The organism is Saccharothrix coeruleofusca, assembly GCF_014648515.1.
Lineage (GTDB): Bacteria > Actinomycetota > Actinomycetes > Mycobacteriales > Pseudonocardiaceae > Actinosynnema > Actinosynnema coeruleofuscum.
Genome location: NZ_BMRG01000010.1, coordinates 56,599 through 68,063, shown reverse-complemented (window position 1 = coordinate 68,063; position 11,465 = coordinate 56,599). Strand labels below are relative to the sequence as shown.

Here is an 11,465-nt window from a genome sequence, read left to right as displayed (position 1 = left end):
GCGGGACGAGCCGGACCCCGACTCGGTCGCCGCCTTCCGCATCCCCGGCGAACGGGCCTGCCTCGGCTTCGCCGACCGGGGAGTCCGGGCCTGCGTCGTGCGACTCGCGCCGACGGTGCACGGCCCCGGCGACCACGGGTTCATCCCCGCCCTCATCGCGGCCGCGCGCAGGGCGGGCGTCTCCGCCCACATCGGCGACGGCGCCAATCGCTGGCCCGCCGTCCACCGCTGCGACGCCGCCCGGCTCTTCCGGCTGGCGCTGGAGGGAGCTCCCGCGGGCAGCGTCCTGCACGGCGTCGGCGAAAGCGCCGTCACGATCCGGAGCATCGCCGAGCGGATCGCGCGGGCGCTCCAGGTCCCCATCGCCCCGCTGACCCTCGACCAGGCCGCCGAACATCTCGCAAACCCGTTCCTGGCCCGGTTCTTCTCCCTCGACGTGCCCGTCTCCAGCAGGCACACCCAGGCGCTCCTGGGCTGGCGCCCGGAGCACGCGACGCTGTTGGAGGACCTCACGACCGGCGACTACTTCACCCCGCGAGCCAGTGCCCGCGCCGAGGAGGTCTGGCTGCCGCGCCACGACACGCACGGTCGCGGCCGGGGCTGACGCCCCCGAGGGCCGCCGGGCCCGGAGGTCGGCCACGCCCGCCTGCCCTCATCCGGCGAGTCCGCGCGCCGCGGCTTCGAAGCGGGCCCGGTAGGCCGCCACGGCGGGCAGGGACTCGAAGCCGTACAGCACCGCCGACACCGGAACGCGGTCGCCGGTGGCGGCCATCACCTCGGTGGCGGGCACCGGCCCCATCCCGCCGCACACCTCGATCCGCTCCACGCCCTCGGCCACCAGCTCCCGCGCGACCGGGGCCACGTCGGCCGTCGAGGGCACCACCACGACCGTCACCCGGCCCGCTTCGTGCTCGAACACCCACCGGTCGGTGGCCGAATCTGCGCCCGAGGCGGCGAACACCGCCGCGATGTTCCCCTCCGGCGCGGGGTACTCCACGCCGACCAGACCAACCGGCACGGCGCCGTCACCGGTCACCGCCAGCACCTTCGCGGCCGCCTTCGGGCCGAGCCCGCCGTAGAGCTCGATGAGGTCGAGACCCTCGCTCGCCAGCAGCTCCGCCGCCACCGCTGCCGCCGCCTCGGCGGAGGGAACCGGCACGAGGGTGATGCGGGTCAGCGCGTCCTCGCGGACGACCCGCTGGGACGTTGGATCCGCCCCCGGCACCAGGTACGCGAACAAACCCCTGAGCAACGCCATAACCTCTCCCAATAGCTTGGCATTGAACTACTTGATACCAAGCTACACTGCTCCGGTGGATTCCGTGGATCACGTGGTCGACGCATGGCGGGCCCGGCGCCCCGAGCTGGACACCAGCCCGCTGGAGGTGGTCGGCCGCCTGCTGCTGTGCGCCCACCACCTGGAGAGCGCCCTGGTCGCCGCGCTCAAACCGCTCGGCCTCTCGTTCGGCGACTTCGACGTGCTCAACACGCTGCGGCGGATCGGCGCGCCGTCGGGCACCAACCCGCGCGAGCTCGCCCGCAGTTCGCTGATCACCTCCGGCGCCATGACCGCCCGGCTCGACCGGCTGGCCAACGCCGGGCTCGTCGAGCGCGCCCCCGACCCCACCGACCGGCGCGGTGTGCTCGTCCGGCTCACCGACAGCGGCACCCGGCTCGCCGACGAGGCGCTCACCGCCGTCCTAGCCGCCGACGAGCGGTTCCTCGAACCACTCGGCCCGACCGACCGGGACCAGGCGGCACGCCTGCTCAAGAGACTCCTCGAGCCGTACGACGCCACGGCGTGATGCCCATCGCGGGGGCGCGGACCCGCCGATTCCGTTGCCCCGGCCCACCCACTGCCGGAGCATGGGATCATGACCGAAACGTCCCCTCCGGCGTCGGCGGACCCCGATTCGGAAGAGCTCGTCATCCACCCTCCCCGACATCGGGTGGACCGCCGGTTCATCCTCTGGCGCACGCTCAACACGTTGTTCTGGGCGTTGGGCGTGATGGGGGTTCTGGTCACCCTGTGCGCGCTGCTCGACGGCATGCGGACGTGGCTGCTGCCGATCACCCTGATCGTCGGCGCCATCTACCTGGTCAACCTCGCGGTCATGCCGACCTGTCGATACCTGGTGCACCGCTGGGAAACCTCGGACGAAGCGGTCTACGTGCTGCAGGGCTGGCTCACCAGGGAGTGGCGGATCGTCCCGATCTCGCGGGTCCAGCGGATCGACACCGAGCGCGGCCCGCTGCAGCAGGTGATCGGCCTGGCCACGATCAAGGTGGTCACCGCGTCCAGCGAGGGCGGCATCACCATCGAGGGGCTCGACGCCAGGGTCGCCGAGGAGACCGTGCGCCACCTCAACAGGATCACCCAAGCCACCCCTGGCGACGCCACGTGACCGCCGGGAACCCCACCCCCGACACCACCGCCGAACCCGCGCCCGGCCCCGAAAGCCATCCGGAGATCCCTTGGGAACGCCTCAGCGCCCGGATGGTGTGGATCAACCTGGTGCGGCTGGTCATCTCCGTCGTCCCCGGCGTGCTGGCCACCGCCGTGCTGGACACCCCGACCGGTCCCGCGTGGCCTCTGCTCGTCGCCAGCGCGGTGGGCGTCTCGGCCACCGCGCTGGCCTGCCTGCGCTTCCTGAGCACCCGCTACCGCGTCACCGGCGAACGCGTCGAGCGCACGACCGGCCTGCTGGTGCGCAAGTACCGCTACGTCCCCCGTGACCGCGTCCGGAGCGTGGACAGCAGCGCGCGGCTGCGGCACCGCCTGGCCGGGGTGCGGGTGGTCCACATCGGGTCCGGGGAGGCGCGGTCCTCGTTCAAGCTGGACGCGCTCACCGCCGCCACCGCCGAAGAACTCCGCCGCGAGCTGATGCCGGACGCGGCGGGCGAACCGGAGGAGGAAGCGGGCCGGGAGACCCTCGGGCCGCAACCCGGACCGCACGAGGAAGTCATCGCCCGGTTCCGCAAGCCCTGGGTCCTCTACCAGATGTTCAGCGTCTGGGCCGTGCTCGTGGTCACCGGTCCGGCCTTCGGCCTGCACTGGTTGCTCCAGCCGTTCGGCGTCGACCTCCTGGAGCTGGTCGGCGAGCTGGTCGACTACGAGCGCCGCGGGTTCTGGTGGTCGCTCGCGCTCTGCCTCGCGGTGGCCTACCCGCTGGGCTTCATCGGCCTCGCCCTCACCTTCGTGATGAGCCACTGGGATTTCACGCTCGTCCGCACCACCGCGAAGGGCCACCCGGTGCTGCTGACCCGGCGAGGGCTGCTCAGCACCCGGACGGTGCACCGCGACGAAACGCGCGTCCGCGGCATCACCTTCCGGGAACCGCTGCTGTGGCGCTGGCTCGGCCTCACCAGGACGAGCGTCATCACCACGGGACTACGGCAGGGCCCCGACGAGGACTCCGCGGCGGGCGTCCTCCCCCGCGTGCGGATGTGGGAGGCGCGCGAGGTGGCCGCCAGGGTGCTCACCGGCGAGCCGAGCCCGCTGGAGGCGCCCCTGCGGCGCCATCCGCGCGGTGCGCTGACCCGGCGCCTGGTCTGGGCCGCCTGCGGCCCGGCGGTCGTCACGGGCGTGCTGTTCTGGCTCGGGAGGACCGATGTCCTGCCGGACCGGGCGTGGCTGGTCGGGGTGGGTGCCTGGCCGGTGACCCTGTTCGCCGCCGTATTCTCCTACCTGGCGCTCGGTCACGCGCTCAGCGGTTCGTACCTGGTGGTCCGGCGCGGGGCGGTCAACCGGTCCACGGTGGCGCTCCAGCACCGCGCGGTGATCGGCTGGACCCTGCGCCAGTCGATCCCGCAGCGGTTGGGACGGCGGGTGACCGTGCGAATTCCCACCCCGGCGGGAGAGCGGCACTACGTGCTGCCGGACGCGAGCACCCGCCAAGCGCTCGCGTTCATCAAGGGCTCGACCCCGCAACTGGCGGCCCAGTTCATCGGGGAAGCCGAGTCCGGCGGTCGGCGCGCAGCACCACCGCCGTGACGACCACGCCCACCGCCACCACCAGCGTCGCGAACGCGACGGGGAGCAGTTGAACGTCGAGGATGAAGTACGGCCTGCTCCCGTCGACGAAAACGCACGACACGGTCGCGACTCCGAGCTTCGAGGCCCCCAGGCCGTTGGGCGCCCAGGCCCTGGCGTTGTGGCACGAGTACGCGGTCAACGGCCACTGGGCCAGCAGACCGATCAGCGCCACCACTTGCAGCGCCATGACCACTCGCACCAGCGCGCGGATGCGCTTGGTCACACCTGCCTCCTGTGCCGTGCGATCGGCGCGCGGACCGCGTCAGGGTCCCCTCGGCCACGGTACCGCGACCGACCAGGACGTCGTGCCGCCGCGGTTCGCGCATCAGGCCGTGGGGCCGAAGCGGCGGCGGTAGGCCGATGGCGACAGACCGGTGTGACGGCGCAGCTGCGCGCGCAGGTTGGCGACGGTGCCGAGTCCGCTGGCCTCGGCCACGCGGTCAAGGCGCAGCTCACCGCGTTCGATCAGGCGGCAGGCCAGGGTCACGCGCTCACCGGTCAACCACGCCAGCGGGGTGGTGCCCAGCTCGGCGCGGAACCTGCGGTGCAGGGTGGCGGGGCTGGTCGCGGCGCGAGCGGCGAGGTCGGGGACGGTGAGCGGCCCGCCCAGCCGCCCCCGCGCCCACTCGAGCACGGGGGCGAGCGAGGTGTCGGGCACCTCGGGCACGGGCCGTTCGACGAACTGGCGCTGCCCGCCGTCGCGGTGTCCGGTGAAGACCAGGCGCCTGCTGACGGCGTTCGCCACCTCGGCGCCGTGGTCGCGGTTGATCAGGTGCAGGCCGAGGTCGAGCGCGGCGGCGCTGCCCGCGGCGGTGAGGACGGTGCCGTCGTCGACGAACAGCACGTCCGGCTCGAGGTGGACGGCGGGGTAGCACGCGGCGAACTCGTCCGCCCACCGCCAGTGCGTGGTGGCACGCCTGCCGTCGAGGACGCCCGCCTCGGCGAGGGTGAACGCGCCGGTGCAGAAGCTCACCAGCCGGGCGCCCCTGGCGGCGGCCCGCGCGATGGCCGCCAGCACGGCCGGGTCGGGCGGTCGCCGGGGGTCGGGCCGGTTCGGCACCACGAGCGTGTCGGCGCTGTCCGCCGCCGTCAGGTCCGCGATCCCCGTCATCGTGTACATGCCCAGGTGCATCCGCACGCGTGGTCGCGCGGCGCACAGCGTGAAGTCGTACCAGTCCCGCTCCAGCTCGGGCCGTCGCAGCCCGAACAGCTCGGTCGCCACCCCCATCTCGAACGGGTTCGAGCCCTCGTCGACCATCACCACCACGCGGTGCGAGAATCCTTTCGGCATGTGCGATTCCTAGCACTCGCGCGGAGTGGCCACCAGCGTGAGGATGAGCGCATGCGCCAACCCATCGACCTCGAAACCGTGCTGGCGGGCTTCACCGCGCCCTGGAGCCCCAGGATCGTCGCGCAGGTGAACGACTACGACGTCCGCCTGGCCCGCTTCGCGGGTGAACACGTGTGGCACGTCCACCACGACACCGACGAGTTCTTCCTCGTGCTCGACGGAATAGTCCACATCGGACTTCGCGAGCAGGGCGGGGAGAGGGTCGTCACGCTCCCGAGGGGATCGGCGTTCGTGGTGCCCCGCGGTGTGTTCCACAAGCCGTCGTCGGAGGAGGGCGCGGTGGTGCTGCTCGTGGAGCCGACCGGCACCGTCACGGTCGGCGACGAGCACGACGAGGTGCCCGACCACATCGACGCCACCACCGGCCACCTGGTGCCCTGATTCGTCGACTCGCCGCTGAGGCGGTGCAGGCCGAGGCGACGGGTCCACCCGCGCAGGCGTGAACCCGTCGCCGTTGCTCGACCGGACTTCGGTGTCGTGGCAGCGAATCGTGCGAGCGCGCGCCGAATGAAAATCCACTGTGGATCAGTTGGTGCTCGACCGCTCCGGTCGGGTGAATCGGCCACCGGGGAAGTGGCGCACCCGCGAGGAGGCCGGATGTCGAGTGCTGGACAACGACCGCGTCCGGACTTCGCTTGATCCGAGTGGGCAAGCCCGACGAGGACGGCGAAGCACTGCCGACCGGGGCCAGGACGTGCCGTCCGCATCGCCACCGGGGTGCCGCGAGCGCCGCTCGACCTCGGACGGGGGCGACGCGCGTGCCGGATTCAGCTCGTGGGCGTGAACTCCGGCAGGGTGAGCGCCGAGTGGGCCGGTCGCCCCTGCGCGGGGGGCGTGGCGCCGAGGTGGCGCAGTCTGTCGTTGCGCTGCGCCAGCGCCTCGGCGGTGGTCGGGAAGAGCGTGGCACCGCCCTTGCCGACCAGCGCCTGGTTCGCGGACACGAACTCGCGGGTGCCGTCCTCGTAGGCGGCGAACCCCTCGGTGTGGTCCCGCCCCGCGAGGGAGCAGGCGAGCATGTACGCGCCGACGAGCGCGAGGCTGGTGCCCTGCCCGGTGAGGAACGAGGGCGCGTAGGCGGCATCGCCCGCCAGCGCGACCCGGCCGCTGGACCAGTGGGGCATGCGGATCTGGCCGACCGCGTCGAAGTACAGGTCGTCCGCGTCGCGCATGGCGGTGAGCATTCCGGGGACCTCCCACCCGGCGTCGGCGAAGACCTCCGCGACCAGTCCCCGCTGGGCCGCCGGGTCCGGGAACGCGGAGAACGGCAATTCCGGCCGGGCGAAGGTGAAGAAGGCGTGCACCGCGTCGTCGTCCCCCACGGCGTAGAGCGCCGCGGCCCGACCGGGGGCGTTCCACATCACGGTCTCGTGGGACAGCCCGAAGGTGTTGCGCATGGTGAACACGGCGAAGCAGTAGCCCAGGTAGTGGTGGAACTGGTCTTCCGGGCCGAACAGCATCTCGCGGGTGTCGGAGTGGATTCCGTCCGCGCCGAGCACCACGTCGAACGACCGGGCGCCGCCCCCTCGGAAGGTGACGTCGACGCCGTGGGCGTGCTGGTCGAGGGTGGCGATCGAGTCGTTGAACAGGAACTCCACGTCGTCGCGGACCGCCGCGTGGAGGGCGTCGGTGAGGTCCCCGCGCCGCACCTCCAGGTCGCGCCCCTCGACACCGCCGGTGACGGTGTGGGGGTGGATCGAGGCCACTTCGCTGCCGTCCTCGTGGAGGAAGGTCAGCCTGCGCAGGTCGATGTGCGCGTCCCGCAGCCTGGGCAGGATGCCCATCCGCCGGACGACTTCGAGCGCGGTGCCGCGCACGTCGATGGGGTAGCCACCACTGCGCGGCGCGCTCGCCCTCTCCACCACCGTGACCGCGTATCCGCAGCGGTTGAGCCAGAACGCGAGGGTCGGGCCCGCGATGCTGGACCCCGAGATCAGTGCCGTCCGCGTGGTGCGGGTCATCGCTTGACTCCTTCGCTCGTGGTGCGGGTGAACAGCAGGGCCAGCGCGGTGACGGCGCCTGCGATGAGGAAGCCGGTGACGAAGGCCGATTCGACCGGGACCTTCGACCCGACAGGGGTTCCCGCGGTGAGGATGGCGCCGCTGACCTGCATGCCCACGGCGAGGCCGAGCACGCGCGTCACCAGGACCAGGCTGGTGGCGATGCCCGTGTCGGCCCGGTCGACGGAGGTGGCGGCGCCGCTCACCATCGCCGTGATGCACAAGCTGTTGGCGAGCGCGATCAGCGCCTTGCCGACGACGAGGTGCCAGACCTCGGTGTGCACGTTGGCCAGGACGACCAGGGAGGAGGCCATCATGACGGCCCCGACGACGACCACGGCGCGCGAGCCGAAACGCCGCGCCCCGATCCCGGCGATCGGCCCGGCCAGAGAAGCGGCCAAGGTGCCGGGGAGCATGAAAAGACCGATCTGGGTCGCGCCCGCCCCGAACCCGTACCCGTCGCCGGAAACGGCGAACAGCTGCGGGACCAGGTGGCTGGCCCAGGCGGTGCCGACGCAGATCATGAACGTCAGCACGCACGACTTCCACACCTCGGGCCGGGCCAGCATGCGCAGGTCGACCATCGGCGAGACCGCGCGGCGCTCGACGGCCACCCATCCCGCCACCATGGCGACCAGCAGCACGACGAGGGCGACGAGCACGAGCGGCTGCGAGGTGAGCCTGGGCGCCAGCGCGAGCAGGAGCATGAGCGTGACCAGCACCCCGCTCAGCAGGACCAGGCCGGGCCAGTCGATCCCGGCGTCGTCCGAGCGGTCCGGCGGGTCGTGCGGCATCAACCGGTGCACCAGCAGGGTCGCCCCGATGACGACGATCGTGGGCAGGGCGAACATCCAGTGCCGGGACAACTGCTCGGCCACGGGTCCGGCGGACAGCATTCCCGCCATCCCGCCCGCGACGAACATCCCGCTGACCACCCCGATGGCCACCTTCGACCTGTCGACCGGGAGGTGCTTGCGCACGAGGATGAACGACAGCGGCAGCGCGCCCACCATCGCCCCCTGCAGGAGCTGGCCGACCAGCAGCACGGGCATGCTGGGCGCCAGGGCGGAGACCACGCCACCGGCGCCCACCACCGCCATCAGCCGGATCATGACCCGTTTTCCGCCGTAGCGGTCGCCGAACTTGCCCGCGAGCGGTGTGACGAGCGCGCCGGTGATGAGGAGCACGATGCTGAGCAGCGCCCCTTCGGCGGGGGTCATGTCGAGTTCGCGCTGCAGGAGCGGGAGCGTCGGCGTCACCACCGACTCCAGGGCCCCGGTGGCGAGCGCCAGCACGCTGAGGGCCGCGAGAGCGGGTTTGCTCATGGTGACCGGTCGGGACAGGGTTGTGGTCATAGAAGTCCTCTTCGTCGTTGCGTGGTGCGTGAGGTGCTGGCCGCGTGCGCGAAGCCGCGGCCCTGTGGGGAAGTGCGCGTGCCGCAGCCCGCGCGAGTGGTCGGCGGTGCCGTCACGGCACCGCTCATGGGGAGGTGGTCGATCCGGTTGTGGCTGTCGCGGCGCGGTCCGCGGCGTGAGCGGACGCGTGGCCCAGGCCGCTGACGGCCAGCACGACCACCGCCGCCACCGCCACCGCGAGGCCGGGGTGCGCGTGGCACAACGCGGCGCCGGCGAGCGCTCCGACGACGATGAGCGCGACGGCCGCGCTTCGTCGCAGCGCTGCCTGAGGTCGGGCCGCTCCCAGCCGGGAGTCGGCCGCCAGACCGGTCAGCGTGGAGGTGACGACCACCGTGGTGACGTCCTTGACCGCCAGGTGGCGGGCCGTCGCCGCCTGCGCTCCCATGGCCAGCGCGAGCGACGACGCGAGCACCGCGCGGACACCGGGGACGCCCACGCCGACGACGGCCAGGCCGAGCGCCGTGGCGACCAGCACCAGGCCGACGCCGCCCAGCAGCCAGGTGCACCGGTGGCTCCAGCCCTCGGCGGCGGTGCGCAGCACCCGCCCGGCCGCGACCGCGCCGACGAGGAAGGACAGCAGCGCCACGGCCGGACCGAGCACCGGCAGTCCCGTCCCGCCCGCGACGGCCATCCCGAGGATGACCACGTTGCCCGTCATGTTGCCCGCGAACACCTGGTCCAGGCGCAGGTACCCGACGGCGTCGACGACGCCCGTCGCGAAGGTGAGCGCGAGCATCAGTCCCAGCGGCGTCGCACGCCTTCGCACCGGCGAACCGCCCGCGCGGGCCGCGGAGGCGCTCATCGCCCTGCCGCGTAGCCCTGGGCGCCGCGGGGGTTCGCCGCCGCCTGGAGGGTGCCGCTGGCCGGGTCCCGCGTGACGACGGAGAGCCTGCCCTGGCTCCAGGGGCCGGAGACGGTCACGTCGTGGCCGCGTTCGCGCAGTTCGCCGATGACCGCTTCGCCCGCGCGCTCCTCGATCACCAACCCGCCCGGCGTCCAGGTGCGCGGCCAGAACGAGCTGGGCACCGCGGTGGTGTGGAACGCGGGGGCGTCGATCGCCTCCTGCGGCTCGAAGCCGAACGCGAGCGTGCGCACCAGGTAGAGCAGTTGCCACTGGTCCTGCTGGTCGCCTCCCGGTGTGCCCAGCGCGGCCACCGGCTCGCCGTCGCGCAGCAGCAGGGTCGGCGTCAGCGTCGTGCGCGGTCGCCGCCCCGGTGCCAGGCGCGACGGTGCGGCGGGGTCCAGCCACGTCATCTGGAGCCGGGTGCCCAGCGCGAAACCGAGTTCCGGCACGGCGGGCGACGACTGGAGCCACCCTCCCGACGGCGTGGCGGAGATGATGTTGCCCCAGCGGTCGACGACGTCGATGTGGCAGGTGTCGCCCCTGGTCTCCCCCGTCTGCTGCACGGTGGGTTCGCCCACTCCCCCGCCTTGGGCGGCGTGCCGACGGGGGACCAGCGGCGGCGTGTACGGCGCGATGCCGATGTCGCCGGGCCTGAACTCGGTCGACGCGACCGCGCCGATCATGCGGGCGCGCTGCTCGCTGTAGCGGGGGGACAGCAGGCGGCGCACCACCGATTCAGCGTCGGCGGGGTCCAGGTGCCCGTAGAACGCCTCCCGGTCGGCCATGGCCAGCTTCAGGGCCTCGGTGATCGTGTGGATCCCCTCGGCGGTCGACGGGTCGATCCGCCGGTCGTCGAAGTGGTCGAGCACGGTGAGGGCCTGCAGCAGCACGGGCCCCTGGGACCACAAGCCCGCTTTCGCCACCGTGGTCCCCCGGAACCGCGCGGTGACCGCGGGTTCCAGGGACGGGACGAAGTCGGCGAAGTCGGCGGCGGTGATCACCCCGGCGTGGTCCCCGCCGGAGGAGTGCCGGTGCGGCACGGCCGCGAACTCGGCCACGGCGGTGGCCACGAAACCGGTTCGCCAGGCGTCGCGCGCGGCCTCGATCCGCGCCGTTCTCCGCCCGCCCGCGCCAGCGGCGACCAGTCGGCGCAGGGTGCGGGCGTAGACCGGGTTCACGACAGTGGTGTGCGGCTGCGGGACTTCTCCCCCTGGCATCCACAGCGCGTACGAAGTCGGCCAGTGCGCGCGGAAGAGGTCCTCGACCGTCGCCAGGACGCGCGCCAGCTGGGGCACCACGGGAACCCCGCGCTCGGCGTAGTCGATCGCGTAGGCCAGCACGTCGGCGAGCTCCCAGGTGCCGAACTCGGCGAGCAGCCACAGCCAGGAGTCGACCGCGCCCGGCACGGCGGCGGCCAGTGCCCCCGCGCCGGGGACGTGGTCCAGCCCTTCGGCCGCGAAGTGCTCGATCGTGGCCCCTCGCGGGGCGTGCCCCTGCCCCGCCAGCACCAGCGGGGACGGGTCCGCCGCGGTGGCGAGCACGGCGACGAGGTCACCGCCGGGCCCGTTGAGGTGCGGTTCGGCCACGTGCAGGACGAAGGCGCCCGCCGTGGCCGCGTCGAAGGCGTTGCCGCCCCGCTCCAGCACGGACTGCGCCGTCGCGGAGGCCAGCCAGTGCGTCGACGCGCACATGCCGAAGGACCCGCGCAGCGTGGGGCGCGTGGTGTGGGGAGAGGGATCGGTCGGTGGCGGCTGTTGACCGGCCATGTGCGTCGCACTCCGTTCCGGTAAGACGTGGTGGCTCATCGCGCGTGGTGGGCGGC

12 protein-coding genes are annotated in these 11,465 nt (G+C 73.0%); 5 read left to right on the top strand and 7 right to left on the bottom strand.

All coding sequences use genetic code 11. The annotated features are described in order from the left end of the window. The coding region (locus IEZ00_RS36985) for an NAD-dependent epimerase/dehydratase family protein (RefSeq protein WP_373293182.1) at positions 1 to 604 on the top strand (604 nt) is incomplete at its 5' end. Positions 605 to 652: 48 nt separating this feature from the next. Here IEZ00_RS36985 and IEZ00_RS22970 read toward each other — a convergent pair. Continuing rightward, positions 653 to 1,258 (bottom strand): DUF6506 family protein, encoded by a 606-nt coding sequence (locus IEZ00_RS22970; protein WP_189225537.1) that lies wholly within the window; start codon positions 1,256 to 1,258, stop codon positions 653 to 655. A 55-nt stretch (positions 1,259 to 1,313) separates the two neighbouring features. On the opposite strand from IEZ00_RS22970, the gene IEZ00_RS22965 reads away from it, so the two are divergent. From IEZ00_RS22965 to IEZ00_RS22955, 3 genes are all read left to right on the top strand, one after another. Further along, complete coding sequence (locus IEZ00_RS22965) at positions 1,314 to 1,805, top strand: MarR family winged helix-turn-helix transcriptional regulator (RefSeq protein WP_229796004.1); 492 nt, start codon at positions 1,314 to 1,316, stop codon at positions 1,803 to 1,805. 69 nt (positions 1,806 to 1,874) lie between these two features. Next, positions 1,875 to 2,405: a PH domain-containing protein gene (locus tag IEZ00_RS22960; RefSeq protein WP_189225384.1), complete on the top strand. Its 531-nt coding sequence runs from the start codon at positions 1,875 to 1,877 to the stop codon at positions 2,403 to 2,405. Further along, on the top strand, positions 2,402 to 3,994 hold the full coding sequence (locus tag IEZ00_RS22955; RefSeq protein WP_189225383.1) for a PH domain-containing protein: 1,593 nt from the start codon (positions 2,402 to 2,404) through the stop codon (positions 3,992 to 3,994). Before IEZ00_RS22960 ends, IEZ00_RS22955 begins: the two co-directional genes overlap by 4 nt. Here IEZ00_RS22955 and IEZ00_RS22950 read toward each other — a convergent pair. Continuing rightward, complete coding sequence (locus tag IEZ00_RS22950) at positions 3,945 to 4,259, bottom strand: hypothetical protein (RefSeq protein ID WP_189225382.1); 315 nt, start codon at positions 4,257 to 4,259, stop codon at positions 3,945 to 3,947. The two genes, IEZ00_RS22955 and IEZ00_RS22950, sit on opposite strands and share 50 nt — an antisense overlap. A 102-nt stretch (positions 4,260 to 4,361) precedes the next feature. Beyond that, a complete protein-coding gene (locus IEZ00_RS22945; protein WP_189225381.1) occupies positions 4,362 to 5,327 on the bottom strand; it encodes a helix-turn-helix domain-containing protein in 966 nt (321 codons plus the stop codon). 51 nt (positions 5,328 to 5,378) lie between these two features. Here IEZ00_RS22945 and IEZ00_RS22940 point away from each other — a divergent pair, with 51 nt between their 5' ends. Further along, entirely contained in the window at positions 5,379 to 5,768 is a 390-nt protein-coding gene (locus IEZ00_RS22940; RefSeq protein ID WP_189225380.1) for a cupin domain-containing protein, read from the top strand. A 386-nt stretch (positions 5,769 to 6,154) separates the two neighbouring features. Here the strand turns inward: IEZ00_RS22940 and IEZ00_RS22935 are convergent, their stop codons facing one another. From IEZ00_RS22935 to IEZ00_RS22920, 4 genes are all read right to left on the bottom strand, one after another. Next, positions 6,155 to 7,345, bottom strand: a complete 1,191-nt coding sequence (locus IEZ00_RS22935; RefSeq protein WP_189225379.1) for an FAD-dependent monooxygenase — start codon at positions 7,343 to 7,345, stop codon at positions 6,155 to 6,157. Continuing rightward, the gene (locus IEZ00_RS22930; protein WP_189225378.1) at positions 7,342 to 8,739 is read right to left on the bottom strand and encodes an MFS transporter; all 1,398 of its coding nucleotides are present in this window, start codon (positions 8,737 to 8,739) and stop codon (positions 7,342 to 7,344) included. The genes IEZ00_RS22935 and IEZ00_RS22930 overlap by 4 nt, the downstream gene beginning before the upstream one ends. 124 nt (positions 8,740 to 8,863) lie before the next feature. Beyond that, entirely contained in the window at positions 8,864 to 9,601 is a 738-nt protein-coding gene (locus IEZ00_RS22925) for a YoaK family protein (RefSeq protein ID WP_189225377.1), read from the bottom strand. Then, positions 9,598 to 11,409 carry a gamma-glutamyltransferase family protein gene (locus IEZ00_RS22920; RefSeq protein WP_189225376.1) on the bottom strand — a complete coding sequence of 604 codons (1,812 nt, stop codon included), beginning with the start codon at positions 11,407 to 11,409 and terminating at the stop codon, positions 9,598 to 9,600. Before IEZ00_RS22920 ends, IEZ00_RS22925 begins: the two co-directional genes overlap by 4 nt. Between the last annotated feature and the right edge of the window lie 56 nt (positions 11,410 to 11,465).

Bases quoted from the DNA above. Each gene is read 5' to 3' on its own strand.
- IEZ00_RS22970 (WP_189225537.1), bottom strand. From the start codon at position 1,258: ATGGCGTTGCTCAGGGGTTTGTTCGCGTACCTGGTGCCGGGGGCGGAT.
- IEZ00_RS22960 (WP_189225384.1), top strand. From the start codon at position 1,875: ATGACCGAAACGTCCCCTCCGGCGTCGGCGGACCCCGATTCGGAAGAG.
- IEZ00_RS22945 (WP_189225381.1), bottom strand. From the start codon at position 5,327: ATGCCGAAAGGATTCTCGCACCGCGTGGTGGTGATGGTCGACGAGGGC.
- IEZ00_RS22940 (WP_189225380.1), top strand. From the start codon at position 5,379: ATGCGCCAACCCATCGACCTCGAAACCGTGCTGGCGGGCTTCACCGCG.
- IEZ00_RS22935 (WP_189225379.1), bottom strand. From the start codon at position 7,345: ATGACCCGCACCACGCGGACGGCACTGATCTCGGGGTCCAGCATCGCG.
- IEZ00_RS22930 (WP_189225378.1), bottom strand. From the start codon at position 8,739: ATGACCACAACCCTGTCCCGACCGGTCACCATGAGCAAACCCGCTCTC.
- IEZ00_RS22925 (WP_189225377.1), bottom strand. From the start codon at position 9,601: ATGAGCGCCTCCGCGGCCCGCGCGGGCGGTTCGCCGGTGCGAAGGCGT.
- IEZ00_RS22920 (WP_189225376.1), bottom strand. From the start codon at position 11,409: ATGGCCGGTCAACAGCCGCCACCGACCGATCCCTCTCCCCACACCACG.